The organism is Streptomyces sp. AM8-1-1 (assembly GCF_032229325.1).
In the GTDB taxonomy this organism is placed as follows: Bacteria; Actinomycetota; Actinomycetes; order Streptomycetales; family Streptomycetaceae; genus Streptomyces; species Streptomyces achmelvichensis.
Map to the genome: position 1 here is coordinate 7,742,177 of NZ_CP135086.1, position 19,729 is coordinate 7,761,905.

General features: G+C 72.1%; 18 protein-coding genes. 11 read left to right on the forward strand and 7 right to left on the reverse strand.

Features of this window, described 5'->3' with window-relative positions; genetic code table 11:
* Positions 1-16: 16 nt before the first annotated feature.
* A complete protein-coding gene (locus tag RPQ07_RS34520) occupies positions 17-1,420 on the reverse strand; it encodes an ABC transporter substrate-binding protein (protein ID WP_313948187.1) in 1,404 nt (467 codons plus the stop codon).
* A 124-nt stretch (positions 1,421-1,544) separates the two neighbouring features.
* Here RPQ07_RS34520 and RPQ07_RS34525 point away from each other — a divergent pair, with 124 nt between their 5' ends.
* From RPQ07_RS34525 to RPQ07_RS34560, 8 genes are all read left to right on the forward strand, one after another.
* Positions 1,545-2,591 (forward strand): zinc-binding alcohol dehydrogenase, encoded by a 1,047-nt coding sequence (locus RPQ07_RS34525; protein WP_313948188.1) that lies wholly within the window; start codon positions 1,545-1,547, stop codon positions 2,589-2,591.
* Positions 2,592-2,605: 14 nt separating this feature from the next.
* Positions 2,606-3,406 (forward strand): sugar phosphate isomerase/epimerase family protein, encoded by an 801-nt coding sequence (locus RPQ07_RS34530; RefSeq protein WP_313948189.1) that lies wholly within the window; start codon positions 2,606-2,608, stop codon positions 3,404-3,406.
* Entirely contained in the window at positions 3,403-4,764 is a 1,362-nt protein-coding gene (locus tag RPQ07_RS34535; protein ID WP_313948190.1) for an amylo-alpha-1,6-glucosidase, read from the forward strand. Before RPQ07_RS34530 ends, RPQ07_RS34535 begins: the two co-directional genes overlap by 4 nt.
* Entirely contained in the window at positions 4,761-6,707 is a 1,947-nt protein-coding gene (locus RPQ07_RS34540; protein ID WP_313948191.1) for a glycogen debranching N-terminal domain-containing protein, read from the forward strand. Before RPQ07_RS34535 ends, RPQ07_RS34540 begins: the two co-directional genes overlap by 4 nt.
* Positions 6,708-6,890: 183 nt before the next feature.
* Positions 6,891-8,078 (forward strand): polyprenyl synthetase family protein, encoded by a 1,188-nt coding sequence (locus tag RPQ07_RS34545; RefSeq protein WP_313948192.1) that lies wholly within the window; start codon positions 6,891-6,893, stop codon positions 8,076-8,078.
* Positions 8,075-9,622: a phytoene desaturase family protein gene (crtI, locus tag RPQ07_RS34550; protein WP_313948193.1), complete on the forward strand. Its 1,548-nt coding sequence runs from the start codon at positions 8,075-8,077 to the stop codon at positions 9,620-9,622. The genes RPQ07_RS34545 and crtI overlap by 4 nt, the downstream gene beginning before the upstream one ends.
* A gap of 12 nt (positions 9,623-9,634) precedes the next feature.
* Entirely contained in the window at positions 9,635-10,666 is a 1,032-nt protein-coding gene (locus tag RPQ07_RS34555; RefSeq protein WP_313948194.1) for a phytoene/squalene synthase family protein, read from the forward strand.
* Positions 10,663-11,688, forward strand: a complete 1,026-nt coding sequence (locus RPQ07_RS34560) for a DUF5914 domain-containing protein (protein ID WP_313948195.1) — start codon at positions 10,663-10,665, stop codon at positions 11,686-11,688. The genes RPQ07_RS34555 and RPQ07_RS34560 overlap by 4 nt, the downstream gene beginning before the upstream one ends.
* Positions 11,689-11,812: 124 nt before the next feature.
* Here the strand turns inward: RPQ07_RS34560 and RPQ07_RS34565 are convergent, their stop codons facing one another.
* The 5 genes from RPQ07_RS34565 to sigK all read right to left on the reverse strand — a co-directional run bounded on the left by RPQ07_RS34565 (position 11,813) and on the right by sigK (position 17,010).
* Entirely contained in the window at positions 11,813-13,306 is a 1,494-nt protein-coding gene (locus tag RPQ07_RS34565) for an FAD-dependent oxidoreductase (RefSeq protein ID WP_313949123.1), read from the reverse strand.
* Between the two features lie 56 nt (positions 13,307-13,362).
* Positions 13,363-14,097 carry a class I SAM-dependent methyltransferase gene (locus RPQ07_RS34570; protein ID WP_313948196.1) on the reverse strand — a complete coding sequence of 245 codons (735 nt, stop codon included), beginning with the start codon at positions 14,095-14,097 and terminating at the stop codon, positions 13,363-13,365.
* A gap of 12 nt (positions 14,098-14,109) precedes the next feature.
* Positions 14,110-15,390, reverse strand: coding sequence for a lycopene cyclase family protein (locus RPQ07_RS34575; RefSeq protein ID WP_313948197.1), 1,281 nt, complete (start codon positions 15,388-15,390; stop codon positions 14,110-14,112).
* A gap of 292 nt (positions 15,391-15,682) precedes the next feature.
* Positions 15,683-16,423, reverse strand: a complete 741-nt coding sequence (locus RPQ07_RS34580) for an anti-sigma factor (RefSeq protein WP_313948198.1) — start codon at positions 16,421-16,423, stop codon at positions 15,683-15,685.
* A complete protein-coding gene (gene sigK / locus RPQ07_RS34585; RefSeq protein WP_313948199.1) occupies positions 16,420-17,010 on the reverse strand; it encodes an ECF RNA polymerase sigma factor SigK in 591 nt (196 codons plus the stop codon). Before sigK ends, RPQ07_RS34580 begins: the two co-directional genes overlap by 4 nt.
* Positions 17,011-17,253: 243 nt before the next feature.
* Between sigK and RPQ07_RS34590 the strand changes: the two genes are divergently transcribed.
* Positions 17,254-17,760 (forward strand): mycothiol transferase, encoded by a 507-nt coding sequence (locus RPQ07_RS34590; protein WP_313948200.1) that lies wholly within the window; start codon positions 17,254-17,256, stop codon positions 17,758-17,760.
* A gap of 98 nt (positions 17,761-17,858) precedes the next feature.
* On the forward strand, positions 17,859-18,758 hold the full coding sequence (locus RPQ07_RS34595) for an alpha/beta hydrolase (RefSeq protein ID WP_313948201.1): 900 nt from the start codon (positions 17,859-17,861) through the stop codon (positions 18,756-18,758).
* A gap of 108 nt (positions 18,759-18,866) precedes the next feature.
* On the opposite strand, the gene RPQ07_RS34600 is transcribed toward RPQ07_RS34595, so the two are convergent.
* Positions 18,867-19,067 carry a DUF4236 domain-containing protein gene (locus RPQ07_RS34600; protein WP_313948202.1) on the reverse strand — a complete coding sequence of 67 codons (201 nt, stop codon included), beginning with the start codon at positions 19,065-19,067 and terminating at the stop codon, positions 18,867-18,869.
* A gap of 153 nt (positions 19,068-19,220) precedes the next feature.
* Between RPQ07_RS34600 and RPQ07_RS34605 the strand changes: the two genes are divergently transcribed.
* Complete coding sequence (locus RPQ07_RS34605; RefSeq protein WP_313948203.1) at positions 19,221-19,577, forward strand: VOC family protein; 357 nt, start codon at positions 19,221-19,223, stop codon at positions 19,575-19,577.
* Positions 19,578-19,729 lie beyond the last annotated feature (152 nt).

Here is a 19,729-nt window from a genome sequence, read left to right on the forward strand (position 1 = left end):
GGCGGCGGGGCCGCGGTTACTGGAGGGACTTCTGCAGGGCGGAGACTTCTTCGTCCGCCTCGCGGGCGGCCTCGCCCGGCGAGATCTGGCCGCTCGTCATGGCGCCGAGCGCCTTGGGAACGGGCAGTTCGCCGTTGGTGGCGCCGACCAGGGCGCCCTGGCCCTCGGTGATGCCCCAGCGCTTCATGTCGCCGACGCCCTGGGTCAGTTGGTCCAGCAGCGCCGCGGAGTACACCTCGTTCATGGGCTTGCGGGTGTCGACGCCGACCTCGCTCGCACGCCAGGCGCGCTCGTAGCGGTCCGGGTCGTCGGCGGTGCCCGGGCGGACGGGGATCTTGCCCTCGGGCGCCATGCCGATCCAGTCCTCGTAGCCGCTGTTCATCATGTACTCGACGAACTTCTTGGACGCCGCCGTCTCCGCGGTCCGGGTGACCGCCCAGGACGTGACCTCGCCGAACTGGGCGGGCTCGGCGCCGTCGGGCCCCTTGAGCGCCGTGACGATGCCGCTGTTGTCCGAGAGGAAGTCCTTGTCCTTCTTGCACGCGGAGCAGCTGGGCAGTGCGTCGTCGCGCAGTCCCGCCAGCTCGTCGAGGAGGAAGGAGGACCAGACGATCATCGACGAGGTGCCCGAGAAGTAGCTGGCCCGGGTGGAGTCGACGGACTGGGTGCCGGGGGCTCCGTAGGTGCGGCCGAGCTTGTCGTACAGATCGAAGGAGGTCTTGCAGGCCGGTGAGTCCAGCCGCACCTCTCCCTGCTCGTCGACGAGACGGCAGCCGTTGGCGAGGGCGAGGTTCTCGAAGCTCTGCTGGGTGAAGACATCGCCCGGGTCGGTGGCGACCGAGATCCCGTCGCGGCCCTTCGTGTCGAGTCCCTTGGCGGCCTGGAGCAGCTTGTCGTACGTGTCGGGGACCGGCAGTCCGGCCTGGGCGAGCAGGTCCTTGCGGTAGACGAGGAGCTGCAGCCAGGCGTCGGAGGGGACGGCCAGCTGCGTGTTGCCCTCCGAGGTGAGCCGCAGGGCGTTCGCATTGAACGTCTTCGTACCGAGGCTGTCGACGATCTCGCGGCTGACCTGCGTGTTCAGCAGTTTGTTGCTGTACATCTGCCAGACCTGGCCCATGGGGACCGCGCCGATGACATCGGGCAGCTTGCCGGCGGCGGCCGCCGACATGATCAGCTGCGGCAGCTGGCCCTCGTCCACGCCGACGAGGTCGACCTTGATCCCGGTCTGCTTCTCGAACCGGTCGATGATCTTGTTGGTCGCCGCCATCCGCGGAGGAAGGTTCTCCTGGGACCACACGGTGATCCTGTTGTCCGGCCGGGCCGCGTCGCCGGGGTCGGCGCAGCCGGCGAGGCCGCCGAGGCCCACGATCGCGGCCAGGCCCGCCGCCGTCGCCTTTGACCGACGGATCCACTTGAGCATGTGATGTCCTCACCGTGCTTATGTCGAGTTCGAAAGCATCACAGCATCACTTTTGCGTGTTGACAAGACATAAGCCTGGGATATCTTCGACCTAAGTGGAGAGTCCAACCCCTCGGAGCCCCTCGTGGAACGTGTTGTCCAGTTCACCGGCCCTCGCCAGGTCGACGTCGCCGAGCACGCCGGTGCCGCGCTGCCCCCCGGCCATCTACGGGTCCGCACCCGCTACTCCGGCATCTCGGCCGGCACCGAGCTCACGGCCTACCGGGGCACGAACCCCTACCTCACCCGCACCTGGGACCCCGAGGCGCGCCTCTTCCGCGACGGAGCGGCCGGGATCGAATACCCCGTCGCGGGCTGGGGCTACTCCGAGGTCGGCGAGGTCACCGAGGTCTCGCCCGAGCTCGTCGGCACTCCCGGCCTGCCCGTCGTCGGTGACCTGGTCTGGGGCATCTGGGGCCACCGCAGCGAAGGCATCGTCCCCGCCGAGCGCATGCGCGGCCACACCCTGCCCGACGGACTCGACCCCCTGGCCGGCGCGTTCGCCCGCGTCGGTGCCATCGCCTACAACGCGGTCCTCTCCAGCGACATCCACCTCGGCGAGGACGTCGCCGTCTTCGGCCAGGGCGTCATCGGACTCCTCGCCACCCGCCTCGCGCATCTGAACGGCGCACGCGTCACCGCGGTCGACGCCCTCGACAGCCGGCTCGCCACCGCCAAGGAGTACGGAGCGGTCCACACGCTCAACGCCCGTACCGATGCCGTCGCCGAGCGCATCCGCGAAGCCACCGGCGGCCGTGGCGCCGACACCGCGATCGAGATCAGCGGCGTCTACCCCGCCCTCCACGAGGCCCTGCGGTCCGTCGCCGTCGACGGCCGGGTCGTCGCCTCCGGCTTCTACCAGGGAGACGGCGTGGGACTGAGGCTCGGCGACGAGTTCCACCACAACCGCGTCCAGCTGATCTGCTCCCAGATCGGCGGCGTACCACCGCAGTTGTCCGCCCGCTGGAGCGTCGAGCGCCTGCAGCAGACCTTCCTCGCCCTGGTCGCCTCCGGGCAGGTCGACGTCCGGTCCCTCGTCAGCCATGTCGTGCCCGTCGAGGAAGCCGCCGACGCCTACCACCTGCTCGACGAGCGACCCGCCGAAGCGCTCCAGGTCGTCCTGGCATTCTGAAAGGCCATCCACCCATGCTCAAGACCGCTTGCCAGGAACAACTGCTGCCCGGCGACACCCTCCAGGAGAAGTGGGACTTCGCCCAGGCCGCGGGCTACGACGCGATCGAGCTGCGCGGCAAGGGGGACCGCCACTTCGAGGGCCGGCTCCCCGAACTGCGCGCCGCCCTCAAGGACGGCGTCGTCATGCCCACGGTGTGCGTCGACATGCTGCACTTCTTCGGGGCGTTCGACGCGGACCTGCGCCGCGATGCGATCGACCAGATGAAGTCCCAGCTGTCCGTCATCGGCGAACTGGGCGGCACCGGTGCCCAGACGCCCGCCTCGTACGGCATGTTCTCCCGCCGGCTGCCCCCCTTCGAGCCGCCCCGCGGCGAGGACGAGGAGCGCACCGTCCTGCTCGAGGGCCTCACCGAACTGGGCGAGCACGCCCGGCGCGAAGGTGTGACCCTCTACCTCGAACCTCTCAACCGGTACGAGGACCACATGGTCAACCGCCTCGACCAGGCCGTGGAACTGATCCGCGCCGTCGGCCTGGACTCGGTGAGGATCGGCATCGACAGCTACCACATGAACATCGAGGAGGCCGACCCCGCCGCCTCGATCCTCGCGGCCGCGCCGTACATCGGACACGCCCAGGTCAGCGACTCCAACCGGTTCCAGCCCGGCGCCGGACACCTCGACTGGCCGGCCTGGCTCTCCGCGCTGCACGCCATCGGCTACGGCGGGTACCTCGCCGCCGAATGCCGTCTCACCGGCGACCCGGTCGCCGCGGTCCGTTCCATTCCCGGCTTCCTGCGCAGGTCGGGAGCATGACGATCGCCCTTGCCGACGCCCCGAGCGCCGTCCGCGACCACCGCAGCGTGGAGCGGGAGGCCGCCCGGGTACTGCTGACCAACTGGACCGGCGCGTCCACCGTGCCGTCCCACACCCTCTATCCGCACCAGTGGAGCTGGGACTCCGCCTTCATCGCCATCGGGCTGCGCCATCTCTCACCGCGCCGCGCACAGCGCGAACTGGAGACCCTGCTCGGCGGGCAGTGGGCCGACGGACGCATTCCCCACATCGTGTTCAACCCGGCGGTGCCGCTCGACGCCTACTTCCCGAGCCCCGACTTCTGGCAGTCGACGTCGGCGGGCAGGGCCGCGGGCGCACCGGCCGGCATCGAGACCTCCGGGATCGTCCAGCCGCCCGTCCACGCGCTCGCGGCCGCGCTCGTCCACGAGAGCGACCCCGAGACCTCCCGGCGGCGCGGCTTCCTCGAACGGCTCTACCCACGGCTCGTCGCCTGGCACCACTACCTCACCCACCACCGCGACTTCGGTGGCCGGGGACTGGCGGCCGTCCTGCACCCGTGGGAGCCGGGCATGGACAACAGCCCCTGCTGGGACGAGCCCCTCGCACGCGTCGAGCCCGCCCCCGCCGCCTCGTTCCGCCGCGCCGACCTCACCCACGGCGACGCCGCCGACCGGCCCACGGACCTGGACTACGGACGTTATGTCCGTCTGGCCGGCGACTACCGCGACCATGGCTACCGCGACGCCGGCACCGAGCACTCCTTCGTCGTCGAGGACCCCGGGTTCAACGCCCTGCTGATCCTGTCCGAGTACGCGCTCGCCGACATCGCCCAGGCCCTGGGACACGACGCCGACTCCCACCGGGCACGGGCCCGCCGGCTTACCGACGCCCTGGTGGAGCGGCTGTGGGACGACGACGCGGGTCTCTTCCTCTGCCACGACGTACGGGCCGGGAGGGCCATCGAGGAGAAGAGCGTCACGGGCCTCCTGCCGCTCGCCGTTCCCGGCCTCCCCGACGACATCGCCCGGGCCCTGCTGCGTACCGCGGCCGGTGAGCACTTCGGACTGGGCTCGACCACCGCCCTCACCCCCAGCTACGACCTGCGCGGCCACGCCTTCGACCCCTCGCGCTACTGGCGCGGACCCGCCTGGTTCAACATCAACTGGGTGCTGGAACGCGGACTCCGTCACTACGGCACCGCGGACTGCGCCGACACCCTGCGGCAAGCCGTCCTCACGGCCGGTGCGGACTCCGGCTTCGCCGAGTACGTCGACCCGTACACCGGCGAGGCCCGGGGGACCACCGACTTCAGCTGGACCGCCGCCGTCGTCCTCGACCTGCTGGCCGACGTCGACTGTGGGGGAGGGACACGATGACGGCACCTCAGCTGCTCGTGCACGCCGGCACGTTCGCCGCCCTCAGCGGCGGCGGGGACATCTCCGGCACCCGCGGCACCTCACCCGACGGACTGTTCGTCCGCGACGCCCGCCATCTCAGCCACTGGCGCCTCACGGTGGACGGCACCGAGCCGACCGTCCTCGTGCCGGCGTACGGCGACGGGGGAGCAGCCGCCGTGCTCACCGCGGCAGCAACCCGCGACGAACCGTCGCCATGGACGCTGCACCGACGACAGGCCCTGTTCCACGGCCGGTTGACGGAGAACCTGCGGCTCAGCAACAACACCGCACGCGAGATCACGGTCATCGTCGCCATCGATGCCGACGCGGACTTCGCCGACCAGTTCGAACTGCGCAGCGACCGCCGGATCTACGACAAGGCCGGCGCCCGCATCACCGTCTCGGACTCGGCGGACGGCACCCGCTTCGCCTACCACCGCGAGGAGTGGCAGGCGGACACCACGGTCACCGCCGACCCGGAGCCCGCGGTGACCCCGGCATCCCGGGGCACGCTCAGAACCCTTGCGTGGCGCGTCCGGCTCTCTCCGCACGGCACGGCGGAGATCACCGTCAAGGTCACCGCCCTTGCCGGCGGTGCCGACCCGCGTCCCGCCGGGCCGCCGGACGTCCGCTCGGTCCTCGCGCTGATCCGGCGGGAGAGGGACGACTTCACCGACGAGTCCCCGCTCCCGGTACGGGACGTCTCCGACGACCTCGTCCGTGCCTGCGAGCAGGGCCTGCGCGACCTCGCCCGGCTGCGCGTCCCGGCCGTCGGGCCGGACGGCGAAGACGTCCTGGTACCCGGCGCCGGCGTGCCGTGGTTCCTCACCCTCTTCGGCCGCGACTCACTGCTGACCTCGCACTTCGCGCTGCCCTACCGGCCGGAGCTGGCGGAGGCCACCCTGCGCGCTCTCGCGGCCACCCAGGCGACCGAGTACGACCCGGCACGCATCGCCCAGCCAGGGAAGATCGTGCACGAGATCCGCCACGGCGAACTGGCCCACTTCCGTCAGGTGCCCTACGGCCGGTACTACGGATCGGTGGACAGCACCCCCCTGTTCCTCACCCTGCTCGGCGCCCACGCCGAACAGACCGGTGACCCCTCCCTCGCCCGGCAGCTGGAGCCCCACGCCCGCGCGGCGGTCGGCTGGATGTTCGCCGACGGCGGCCTCGACGAGCGCGGCTACCTCACCTACGAGGCCGACACCCACGGTCTGCTCAACCAGAACTGGAAGGACTCCGAGGGAGCGGTCTGCTTCACCGACGGCACCCAGGCGACGGGCAGCATCGCCGTGGCCGAGGCACAGGGCTACGCCTACGACGCCCTGCGCCGATCGGCACAGCTGGCCCGCACCGTGTGGGACGACCCCGCGTGGGCGGACGAGCTCGACGCCCACGCCAAGGCCCTGCGCGAGCGTTTCCACGCCGACTTCTGGATGCCGGAGCAGACCTTCTACGCCCTCGCCCTCGACGGCTCGGGACGCCAGGTCGACGCCCTCGCCTCGGACGCCGGCCATCTGCTGTGGTCCGGCATCCTCGACGACGTCCACGCACAAGCCGTCGGCCGGCGGCTGCTGGAGCCCGACTTCTTCACCGGCTGGGGCATCCGTACGCTCGCCGCGGGCCAGGCCCCCCACCACCCGCTGTCGTACCACCGCGGCAGCATCTGGCCGCACGACAATGCCGTGATCACCCTCGGCCTGGCGCGGTACGGCTTGCACGCCGAAGCCGCAGCCGTGACCGCCGCGCTCGTCGAGGCCGCGGCCCGCCACGGCGACCGGCTGCCGGAAGTGATCGCCGGCCACACCCGGCAGGAGGACGAGGGACCCGTCCCCTACCCCCATGCGTGCTCCCCCCAGGCGTGGGCGGCGGCGACCCCCCTCGCCCTGCTCACGGCGGCGGGAGCACGGGCGGAAACCTGACCTTCCGCCCCGCGTCTGCCGGAGCCCCGCCGGGCTCCGGCAGACGTGTTTCCACGCCGCCAAAGGGGCGAACACCCCACGATTTCTCCGCCGAACGGGCAGAGATCACCGCATCCGAACCCGGTCTCCCGGCCGAAGAGTGGATGTCCGGTGACACCTCCCCGTTGAACGAAGGCGGCGTGCATGCTCGGTACGCAGGTGATGCAGAACGGCACGGGCATCCTCACCGGCCGCCCGCAGACCGGCACCCCACCGACAGCGGGCCCGCACGTCGACCGGGACGTCACCGCCGCCGTCGAGCAGGTCCTCGGCCGGTACGTACGCGAGCGTGTGCACGAGGCCTCCCGGGTCGACGCACGATTCGCCGCCGATGTCGCCGAACAGCTCGCCCAGTTCGTCATACGCGGTGGCAAACGATTGCGGGCGGGCTTCCTGTGGTGGGGCTGGCGTGCCTCCGGAGGCACCACCGACGGCGAGGAGGCGGAGGCGGCACTGCGGCTCGGAGCCGCCATCGAACTGATCCAGGGGTGTGCCCTCGTCCATGACGACGTCATGGACGAGTCACCCGTGCGCCGTGGAGCACCCGCCGTGCACGCCGCCTTCGCCCAGGCACACACCACGAAGGGAATGCGCGGATCGAGCGCCGCCTTCGGGACCGCCGCCGCGATCCTCGCCGGAGACCTGGCGCTGTCGTGGGCCGACGATCTGATGACCTCCACCGCGCTGATGTCCCCTCAGGGGCCGCGCGTCCACCGGGAGTGGCAGGCGATGCGCACGGAGCTCGTCGCCGGCCAGTACCTCGACATGCACGCCCAGGCCACCGGATCCTCCTCGGTGGTCGAAGCCGTACGCATCGCGGGTCTCAAGAGCGCGCTCTACACGGTCGAGCGTCCGCTGGCGCTCGGCGCCGCCCTGGCAGGGGCCGACGACCGCACCACCGACGCGTTGCGGTCCGCCGGGCGCTGCGCGGGCATCGCCTTCCAGCTCCGGGACGACCTCATCGGCGCCTTCGGTGACCCCGCGAGCACCGGCAAACCCTCGGGTGACGACCTGCGCGAGGGGAAGGCCACCTACCTCCGCGCCGTGGCCGTGCATCTGGCCGCCACCGGCGGCCGCAAGGACGTCGCCGACGCGCTGAACCCCAGGGGCGAGGGGCGGTCACTCACCGACGACGCGGTGGACCGGCTGCGGCAAGCCATCGAGTCGACCGGCGCCCCCGCCGTCGTCGAGGAGAAGATCCACCGCCTGGTGGAGCTGAGTGTCCGCCACCTCGAGTCCCTGGACAGCGAGCCGCACATCGTCGGCGAACTCACCCGCCTCGTCGGCAGGGCCGCCGGCGTACAGCCCAACCGGACCGGAGAGCGGGCATGAGGACCGTACCCGGGCCCACGGACCATGTGGTCGTCGTCGGAGCCGGTCTGGCGGGGCTGGCGGCGGCGCTGCATCTGCTCGGCGCGGGCCGCAGCGTGACGGTGGTGGAACGGGCGCCCGAGCCGGGCGGCAGGGCGGGACGGGCCGACATGGGCGGCTATGCGATCGACACCGGCCCGACCGTGCTCACCATGCCGCACCTCGCCGACGAGGCCTTCGCCGCCGTGGGGGACTCGCTCGCCCGTCGGGTCGAGCTGATCGAGCTGCATCCCGCCTACCGGGCGCAGTTCGCCGACGGCTCCGCGCTCGACGTGCACACCGGCGCCGAGGCGATGGAGGAGGAGGTCCGCCGCTTCGCCGGGCCGGGCGAAGCGGCAGGCTACCGGCGCTTGCGGCACTGGCTCCAGGCCCTCTACCGGGCCCAGATGCGCCGCTTCATCGACACCAACTTCGACTCGCCCCTGCAACTGCTCCATCCCGACCTGGCCCGGCTCTGCGCACTGGGCGGCTTCGGACGGCTGGACGCCCGGATCGGCCGTTTCATCTCCGACCCGCGCCTGCGCCGGGTGTTCTCCTTCCAGGCCCTGTACGCGGGCGTGCCGCCGGCCCGCGCCCTCGCCGCGTACGCCGTGATCGCCTACATGGACACCGTGGCGGGGGTCTACTTCCCCCGGGGCGGGATGCACGCCCTGCCGCGCGCCATGGCCGACAGCGCACGCGACGCGGGGGCGGAGTTCCGGTACGGCACCGAGGTGACCGCCCTGCACCGGTCCGGCGGGCGGGTCCGCACCGTCGCGCTCTCCACCGGCGAACAGCTCGCCTGCGACGCCGTGGTCCTCACCCCCGACCTGCCCGTCACCTACCGGCTGCTCGGTCGTGAGCCACAGCGGGCCGTGACCCTGCGGCACTCGCCGTCCGCCGTCGTCCTGCACGCCGGCACCGACCGCACCTGGCCCCAACTGGGCCACCACACCCTGTCGTTCGGAGGCGCATGGGAGCGCACCTTCGACGAGATCACCCGCACCGGCCGTCTGATGACGGACCCCTCCCTGCTGATCACCCGGCCGACGGCACACGATCCGCTGCTCGCCCCCGAGGGGAAGCACCTGCATTACGTGCTCGCTCCCTGCCCCAACACCCGGACGGGACCGGGCGTCCGGGAATGGCACGACCTAGCCCCCCGCTACCGCGACAGCCTGGTCGCCGAGCTGGAGCGACGCGGGCTGCACGGATTCGGCGACTCGGTCGAACACGAACGCCTGGTCACCCCGGTCGACTGGACCGAGCAGGGTCACGCGGCCGGCACGCCCTTCTCCGCGGCCCACACCTTCGCCCAGACCGGCCCGTTCCGGCCGCGGAACCTCGTCCGCGGCATCGACAACGCCGTACTCGCCGGCTGTGGCACGACACCGGGCGTCGGCGTCCCCACCGTCCTCATCTCCGGCAAGCTCGCCGCCGCCCGTATCACCGGACAGGGCCGCGCGCCGCGGCGAGTCACCCGCGTCTCCCCGTACACCTCCGACATCTCCCTGCCCAGCCGGTGAAAGGCACAGCCGATGACCGCACGTGAACTCGACGCGGCAGGCATCACCGACGCCTGCCTGCGCTCCGCCTACACCCGGTGCCGCCACCTCAACGCCCGGCACGGCAAGACCTACTTCCTGGCCACCCGGCTCCTGCCGGTGGACCGGCGTAGTGCCGTGCACGCGCTGTACGGCTTCGCCCGCTGGGCCGACGACATCGTCGACGACCTCGCCGAAGGCCTCACGTCCGAAGAGAGGGACAGCGCCCTCACCCGTCTGGACCGGCAGCTGGACGCCGGGCTGAGAGACGGTCGCAGCGACGAGCCGGTGGTGCAGGCGGTGGCGGACACCGCCCGCCGCTACGCCATTGACCCCGTGCTCTTCCACGACTTCATGGCGTCCATGCGCAGCGATCTCCATGTCACCCGCTACCCGACCTACGCCGACCTCCGCGCCTATATGCACGGCTCGGCGGCCGTGATCGGCCTCCAGATGCTGCCCGTCCTCGGGACCGTCGTACCGCGCGCGGAGGCGGAGCCGCACGCGGCCGCCCTCGGCGTAGCCTTCCAGCTCACCAACTTCCTGCGGGACGTGGGGGAGGACCTGGACCGCGGCCGGGTGTATCTCCCCGAGGATCTGCTCGCCGCGCACGGCGTGGACCGTGCACTCCTCCAGTGGAGCCGGGACTCCGGGGCCACGGATCCGCGGATCAGGGCGGCGTTCGAGGAGGCCGCGCAGCTCACCCGCGGCGTCTACCGGGAAGCGGAACCGGGACTCGACATGCTGGACCGGCGGGTACGCCCCTGTATGCGCACGGCCTTCACGCTGTACGGCGGAATCCTCGACGCGATCGCCGAGGACGACTACCGCGTGCTGCACCGCCGCTCCGTGGTGCCCCGCAGGCGCCGGGCGGCCGTGGCACTGACCGCCCTGGCCGGGATCGCCGGTGCCCGGGCCCGCTCCCGGGTCACCCGGACACCCGCGGGTGTCCGGCCCCGGGCCGGCGCCCCTGTCACGGTGTCGGGCCCCGGCGCGGACGCCGGACGAGAGGAGCGTCCCCGATGAAGGACCGCACAGGCCGGTGGCGCCGGTCCCTTCCCCTGACGATGCGCCCCCGCGTCTCGTGGGAGAAGCAGCAGCCGACCTGGCAGGCGGCCCGCCCCGCGCTGATCGCGGGCGCGCTCAAACGCGCCGCGGCCCGGCCCTCCGGCAACTGGTACGTCATCGGTGCTTCGCGCGACATCGGCTCCGGCCCCCGGCCGTTCGGACGGACCGTGGGCGGCGTGGAGATCGTCGCGTGGCGCTCCGGGACCGGCGACCTCCGGGCAGGCCCGGGCGCCTGCCCGCACCTCGGGGCTCCGCTGCGCGACAGCCGGGTCGTCTGCGGCACGGTGGTCTGCCACTGGCACGGTCTGTCCCTGGACGGCGGCCCGTTCGCCGGCTGGGAGCCGTTTCCGGCGTACGACGACGGAGTGCTGGCCTGGGTCCGCCTCGACGCGCTCGGCGGGGAGACGCCGCTGGACCGGCCCGTCGTGCCGCGGCGGCCGGAACGGGGCGCGCTGGACGCGGTGTTCACCGCGGTGGGGCGCTGCGAGCCCGAGGACGTCGTCGCCAACAGGCTCGACCCCTGGCACGGCTCGTGGTTCCACCCGTACTCGTTCGTCGATCTGACGGTGGTGAGTGTCCCGGAGGGGCCGGAGGGGGGTGACGGGGCGGACACGGACGATGCCTTCGTCGTCGATGTCTCCTTCAAGGTGGCCGGACGCCTGGTGGTGCCGGTGCGGGCCGCGTTCACCGCGCCCGAACCCCGGACCGTGGTCATGCACATCACCGACGGCGAGGGAGTCGGGTCCGTCGTCGAGACGCACGCAACCCCGCTGGGGACCGACGACCGCGGCGTACCCCGGACCGCCGTGGTCGAGGCCGTCGTCGCCATCTCGGACCGTCCCGGATTCGTCGGAGCACGCGCCGCCGCTCCCGCACTGCGGCCACTGATGCGCTGGGCCGCCGGGCGGTTGTGGCGTGACGATCTCGCCTACGCGGAGCGGCGCCGGCAGTTGCGCAGCTCCGGCCGCTTCCCCGGCTGACCCTGCGAGGCAGGGCCCAGCAGGCCCCGCGGGCTCCTGGCCGCCGACGGCTCGCGGCGGTCAGGAGTACGGCTCGGAGCGGACGACGGGAGACTGCGTCGGCCCACACCCGAAGGCGAACGGCTCAGGAACGGCTCAGGGACGCCAGCGTGCGCAAGGTCCGGGACCGGCCTTCGCGCGGCACCGTCCACAGCGGATGCCCCCGTACACCCCACCGCTCCAACAGGGCGTTGGCCGCGAGGAAGCCGGTGGTGGCGGCCCGTTCCATGAGAGCCACCGGCAGATCCGTACGCACGATGTCTCCCGCCATCACCAGGGAGGGATGGGGCGTACGGACGGCCGGGCGCGTGAGATACCCCCCGACCGGGAACATCGGGCAGTCCGCGCGCCACTCGTGGCGGGCGTCGACGACCTCGGCCTCGCGCGTCTCCGGGTAGACCTCGTGCAGCTGGCCGACCAACCGCTCCTGCATCCGCAGCCGGTCCGTCCCCTCGTCGACGGCATATCCGTGCAACTCCACCACGCTGCCGCCGGTGCGCCCGGCCCAGCGGGCGGCTTCCCCCTCCCAGCGGTCGAGCACACTCACGTTGTCGAGCCCGCCGAAGCCGCTGGTGCCCAGGAACCCCGGACGGTCCGCGGCGACGGGCCGGTCGAGCCAGAGGCGCGAGACCACGAACGGCGGGGCACAGCGCAGCCGTTCGACGTTCTCGCGCCAGACGGCGTCGCCCAGGTGCGGCGAGTCGGAGACGACCGTCCGCAGACCGCGCACGTCCAGCGCGAGGACGACGGCGTCGTACCGTTCGACGGGCCCGTCGGTGTCGAGGAGGAAGGTGTCACCGGTGTCCGGTCGCAGCGACGTCACGGCCGTGCCCGTCCGCACCTCGACCCCGAGACTCCGCAGATAGCGCTCCAGGGGGTTCCACAGCGCCTGCGGGAACGGTTCCCGGGGGACGTCGAAGAGCAACCCCTCCGCGGATCCGAGGAAGTAGATGTGGAACATCACCAGCAGCTCCGCCGCGGAGAGTTCGCGGGGATCGGCGAAGAAACTCCGTGAGAAGACCTCGAACGCCAGATGGCGCGCGGCCTCGGGGAACCGGATGGAGCCGAGGAAGTCCGATGCGCTGACGTCGTCGTAGCGCTCATAGACCTCCGGAACCCGCACATCCAGCAGGGGCAGGGCCGCGACCGGGTCCATGCCGGCCAGATCCCGCCAGCCGAAGGTCGGACTCAGGGCGACGAAACCCAGTGCGCTCCACGGCGGGGTGCGGGGCACCCGCGCGAAGCTGTCGGTGGTCCCGCTGCGGTGGCGCAGCGGATAGTCCGGCAGGGGCGTGAGTTCCGAGAGCCCGGGGTCCGCACGCCGCAACAGTCCGCGCAGGTTGTAGTACTGACGGAAGAAGGCATGGAAGCCGCGGCTCATCGTCGCCGTGGACCCGTCGGCCAGTTCCACCGGCCACCCCGCGAGCCGTCCGCCCAGAACGGCCTCCCGCTCGAACAGGGTCACCCGCACCCCGCGCTCGGCGAGAGCGGTCGCGGCCGCGAGGCCCGCGATGCCACCCCCGACCACCGCTGTGCGTGGCGCGTCCCCCGCGCATCGCTCCCGGCCCCGGGCGGGCATGAGGATGTGCGCCCTGCGGTCCCTGCCCCGGCGGGCGGGACGGACGTCCGCCGCGCTCACGACGTGGACCGCCGCTCACCCGGTGCGCCCCGCCGGGCGAGGAACGTCTGGAGGATCCCGGTCTGCCAGCCCGGCATCGGGAGGGCCCGCGCCTCGTGGAAGCCCCCGCGGACCAGCCGGTCGACGAACTCCGGTGCCCGGTCGAAGGCGAGCACGCTCCGCCACAGGTAGCGGTAGAGATCGCGGTCGCCCATGAGGGTGCCCGCGGGAACGATGACGCCGCGGCACACCGCCGACCACAGGGCGTGGTGCACCGGGGAGCCGCTGAGGCTGTATTCGTGCACCGCCAGCCGTCCGCCCGGCCTCAGCAGGGCGTGCACCCTGTCCAGTACGGCGTCCGGGCGCGCCACGTTGCGGAAGAGGTAGGCCGCGAAGACGGCGTCGAACGGCCCCTGGACTCCCGCACGCGCGACCTCTTCCACCGGTGCGTGCACCCATCGCACGTGCCCGGCCCACGACTTCGCGGCCGCTCGTTCCAGCATCCCCGCGGAGGCGTCGACGGCCGTGATCTCGGCCCCCGGCGCCACCCGAAGGAGCGCCGCGGTCGACGCGCCGGTGCCGCAGCCGATGTCGAGCACCCGCAGGCCCTCGCCGCGGTCGGGCAGGCGCAGGCGGCGTGCGGAGCGCCTCAGGTCGGCGTGGTAGCCCGGGTTCATCGAGACGAGGCGGTCGTAGCCGGCCGCGGCATGGTCGAAGGCCCGGGTGAGATCCCGGTCCCGCAGAAGGGTCATCAGCTGCTCATTTCACGGGGGAGGAGGGTCATGGGGGAGAAGCACGCCGGTGACCGGTGCCTGAGCGACGGCCGTCCGGGAGGCGCCGGCGGGCCGGCGGGGGAGGAACGGCAGCTCCAGTGCGGTGCGCAGCATGGGCCACATGGGTACGGCGAGGCCGATCCGGAGATCCTCGAAGAGGCCGGTACGGCCGTCGAGGAAGCGCAGCAGCCGTTCCGGTGGTGTGCGGCGAAAGAGCGTGGAGAAGAACTGCGGTCCCTCCACACGGCCGGTGTCGAGGGCTCGGAGCATCACCGCGTCCATGGCCATCGCCCTGCGGGACCACGGTGCGGGCACGGCGTCTCCCCGTCCCGCGCGCAGCGCGGCCGCGATACCCCGTGTCTGCCGTCGCGCGGCGGAGAAGGTGTAACCGGTCGCCGGCCGGGTGGCGCCGGAGGCGGCTCCGATACGGAAGACACCGGCCCCGGCCCGTCGGGGGAAGTGGGCGTCGGTCATCGGAATCACCCCTTGTTCGGCGTCCCTGATCTCCAACTCGCCGAGCTCGAGCACGTCGGCCGTGTAGTGCCGCAGAGCCCGGTCGTACGACTCCCGCGACAGCGGGGCGCGCGAGAACCGGGTGTACTCCACCAGGGCGTCGCGGGGTCCGAGCGGCAGCACATAGCCGAACGCGAGCCCATGGGGTGGCTGGGGCACGCGGAAGTCCATCAGGTCGGCGACCTCGGGGTCGAACACCGGCTGCCGGGTCCGCACGAACCAGCCGCGGAAATGCTGGAGCAGGGTGGTGCGTGCCGGCGGCAGCGAGGGAAGAGGCCGGGAGTCGTAGACGATGCGGCCCCGCACGCGCGCCGGCAGTCCGTCGGCGGTGGTGCACCGCACCTCGGTGCCGTCCGCAGTGGCACGCACCTCGTGTGCGGTGGCCCGCAGGAGGCGGACGTGATCCAGTTCGGAGAGCCGTGTGTGCACGAGACGTTCGAAGCCGGCGGACCGGATCATCTTGTAGCGCAGGGGCCCGAGGTCGCCGCCGAACACCTGCCCGTCGGATCCGTGCACGCGGATCCGGCGCCACGACGCGGTCACCGCGTCGTCGAATTCACCGGCCGCCTCCTCCCAGAAGCACCACGTCCGCTCCGCGGGGCGCGACGGGCCCTCGGGTGCCTCGACGAGCGCGACGGACAACCGGTCCGAGCCGCCGGTGTGGCGACCCGTATCGTCCGAGGTCGCGAGGGCATGGGCCAGCGACAGGCCCGAGGCGCCACCACCGATGATCACGACATCGGCATCCGTCTCCCGCACGCTCAAGCCGGCTCCTTCGCTGACGTCTCCCTGCACGACTCCCCGCACGACCGCCCGCGGTGTCGGCCAACGGGACCATCAGAGCAACCGTGGCGCCGAATTCCGCACGACACCCCGCATGCCGCCCTCTCCGCTTGAGAGGGATTCCCGCGCGGAGGTGTTCTTGGATGCACCCGTTCGGGTGCGGGCTACTCCATGGGCGGCGACTGGCGCGGTCAGTCGCCTGAGCACGAGCCTTGGACGTCCGTGCCCGAGCGGCTCCGGACAGCCGCCCGAACATGTGGACCGCCTATCAGGCTGTCGGCACCTTGATGACTCCGAGAGGCGCGGAAGTGGGCTGCGGAGAGCCGCCGGCCGGCTCGACGGTGATCGCCACGGCCGTCGCCCCGGCCACCGGCCCGTCGAGCAGCACCAGTTGCTGCCCCTCGGTACCGCCGATCAGCCCGGCCGACCTCGTGGCTCCCGTACCGGCGAACCACGCCTCGTACACCTTGCTGGCGGGCAGCTCGGACAGACCCGCCACGATCAGAGCCGCGCGGTCCTTGCTGGGTGCGTACGCGACGGTTCCCGTGGACCCGTCGTCCCATTCCCGCGTCTGGAGCCTGACGTCGGGTGCCGCGAGCACGTCCGCCACGCCCGCTTCCCGCTGCTCGGTCCGGCTGACCGACGCCCTGGCGTCCTCGGCCTCCTGGTACTGCCACAGGGCGATCCCGCCGCCTGCCACAGCGAGTGCCAGGCACGCCGCGAGAACGAGCCGGGACACCTGCACGGTCCGTCTGACGCGCAACACCGGGGGGAGCAGGCCCTCCTGACGGGTGCCTGCCACCCGGCGCATGACCCGCTCACGCATCTCGGCCGGAGGGGTGACGGCCAGCGCCGACCCGAGGCGTGCCGCCGTCGCCTTCAGTTCGGCGACCTCCTCCCGGCACGCCTCGCAGGCCGCCACATGGGCCTCGAAAGCCCTGCGCTCGTCGGGGGAAAGCGCGTGCACGACGTAGGCACCGGAAGCCATGTGCAGATCAGCGCCGGTCATCTCGACACCCCGAGGCAGTCCCTGAGGCGGATCAGCCCGTCGCGGAGACGTGTCTTGACGGTGCCCAGCGGGAGGGACAGCGCTTCCGCCACTTCCTTGTGGGTCAGTCCCTGGTAGTAGGCGAGTGTCACCGCCTGTCGCTGCATGTCCGTGAGCAGGCCTACGCACCGGCGGACCTGCTGCCACTCCAGCTGTGTCTCGACACGCTCGGTCACCTCGTCGAACGGCCGGGTCCGCTCCAGCAGCGCGGCCTTCTGCTCGCGCTCGCTCCTGGCCTCGGCGGACCGGATCCGGTCCACCGCCCGGTGATGGGCGAGTGTCATGATCCATGTCTTTGCGCTGCCCTCCTCGGGCCGGAAGCGACCCGCCGTGGCCCACACCTCGACCAATACGTCCTGGGCCACTTCCTCGGACTGCGCCGTGTCGCGCAGAATGCGGCGCACCAGCCCCAGGACAGGGCCGCTGGCCGCGTCGTACACACCCGTGAAGGCGTCCTCGTCGCCCTGCGCGGTCCTGAGCAGCAGTTTGTCCAGGTCGTCCTCGCTGTGCGGAGGTCCGATCTCGGGTCCATGACTGACGGAAGGCACCAGGATCCCTCGCTGCCGGGTCAGGGGCCCTGCGCGCGCGTGACGGCTGGTCGCGCACGTGCGGAGCCACTCATCCATCTCAACATCGCTCGGCGTCCACCGCATGTCACGCCCGGCCCGGCCCCGCGGTCACGAGCGGGCAGAGGCCCCGCACCGGGCCTTTCGCGCCGACCCGGCCCGAAAAGTAGATTGGTGCTGTCCTCGGCGGGCCCCGCCGGGGTGGACGCGGCCGGGGAGCAGGACATGAACAGTGTCGACGCGCTGGTGGACGCCTTCGGACGGATCCAGGAGACGGTGCACGGAGCGGTGGACGGTCTGTCCGCCGAGCAGCTCAACGCACGGATCGACCAGGATGCGAATTCCATCGCCTGGCTGGTGTGGCACCTGACACGCGTTCAGGACGACCATGTCGCCGACGCCGCAGACCTCGAACAGGTGTGGCACACGGGATGGGCGGACCGGTTCGAGCTGCCCTTCGGCCCGGGCGCGACGGGGTACGGCCACAGCAGCAAGCAGGTGGCGGCCGTCCGCGTGGACTCTCCCGACCTGCTGCTGGGGTACCACGACGCCGTCGTCGAGCAGACGCTGGCCTACGTCAAAGGGCTCGACGACGAGGCGTTCGACCGCGTGGTGGACGAGGCCTGGAACCCGCCGGTCACGCTGGGGGTCCGCCTGGTCAGCGTCATCGCCGACGACCTTCAGCACGCGGGCCAGGCCGCTTTCGTGCGGGGCGTGGTCCGACGGCGCTGAGCCCCGTCATACCCGGCACCGGCCCGCCCGTTCGGCATGGCCGCCGTCGCCCCGGACACACGGTCGGGGACACCGGCGGCGACGGAGGGGCGTAGACCGTGTTCGAAGGGTTCACACTGGCGGACCGCGAGGGAGAGGGCGCCCGGCTGCGCGTGCGCCACGGCGGTGCCGGCCCGGCCGTCCTGCTGCTGCACGGCCATCCGCGGACGCACGCCACGTGGCACCGGGTCGCCCCGCTGCTGACAGCGGCGGGCCATACGGTCGTCTGCCCGGACCTGCGGGGCTACGGCGGGTCCTCGAAGCCGGTCACGGACGCGGAGCATCTGCCGTACGCGAAGCGGGCCATGGCGGGTGACTGTCTGCAACTCATGCGCTCGCTCGGTCACGATCAGTTCGCCGTCGTCGGTCACGACCGTGGGGCCTACGTCGCCACTCGCCTCGCGCTGGACCACCCCGAGGCGGTCCGCTCGCTGACGGTGCTGGACGCCGTCCCGATCGGGGAGGCGCTGAACCGCTGCGACGCCCGCTTCGCGGCGAGCTGGTGGCACTGGTTCTTCCTCGGGCAGACCGACAAGCCCGCCGAACGGATCATCAACGCCGATCCCGACGCCTGGTACCGGGCCGATCCGCAGACGATGGGGGCGGAGGCCTACGAGGACTACCGGCGTGCGATCCACGACCCGGCCACGGTGCACGCCATGTGCGAGGACTACCGCGCGGGCCTGGGCGTGGACCGGCGCCACGACGAGGAGGACCGGCGCGCGGGCCGGCGCATCCGCTGCCCGCTCCAGGTGCTCTGGGCCACGGGCGACGACATGGTCGATCTGTACGGCGATGTGCTCTCCGTGTGGCACGCGTGGGCGGGTGCCGGGCTGGAGGGTGCCCCCATCACGTCCGGCCATCACATCGCCGAGGAGGCGCCCGGTGAACTCGTCGCCGCCCTGCGGGACTTCTGGAACGGCGGACGCCCGCAGACCCGCCACGGCGGCACGCGGTAGGGCACAGCGATCGCGGCGACGGCAGGGCGCAGCGATCGGGGCAGGGTTCCGCACCGGATCCGGTGCGGAACCCTGCCCGATCGCGGGCCGTGGGCCCGGTGCTGCCGGTCAGTGCCGGCCGGAGCCTCCGGTCGTCTTGCGCCACCCGAAGGGACCCGGCAGGTTCATGGACGTCGTACGACGACCGGTGCTGCTGCGGGTGTGGCGCGGGCCGTTCTTGCCGCCCGTGGTGATCGACCAGGACTTGCGGTTGATGTTCAGCGTCACGCCCGGCAGGATCCTGAAACTCTTGCGGAAGGTGAGCGGCATGGTGCCTCCTCGGTTCGGAAGGCCGATTGCCTTGTGGCTGCGACCAGTTGGCCATCGTGTTTCCCGTGGACGGAAATCCATGTCCTGAGGTTTCCGGCTCCTGCCGTGCGCGCCCGCGGCACGGCGCTCCGCGCGGCCACTACGCTCCGCGGCATGTCCTTGGAGTGGGAACAGCTGGTGGTGGAAGCCGTCGACCCGGTAGCGCTGGGGAACTGGTGGGCCGGCGCGCTGGGATGGGTCGTGCTCAACGACACGCACGACGAGTTCGAGATCCGCCCGGCGCCGGACCGTCTGCCCGGACTGATCTTCGAGCCCGTGCGGGAACCGAAGGCGGGGAAGAACCGGCTGCATCTCGACTTCCGGCCGGTCGACCAGGACGCCGAGGTCGCGCGACTGCTGGCACTCGGGGCGCGCCATGCCGACGTGGGCCAGGGAGACGTGCCGTGGGTCGTCATGGCGGACCCGGAGGGCAACGAGTTCTGCGTCCTCGCCCCGCGTCGCACTCCATGACCGCGCACCCCGGCAGGGGCATACAGGGCTATGGGCACCCGCCGGCCGCCCGGCCGTGGGCGCGCCGTTGCCGCCCGGCGCTCTGTTCGTAGGACTTACCCAGGGAAACATCTTTCCCTGCTGATCCGCCTGCATCACTATGGGCTCTTGTT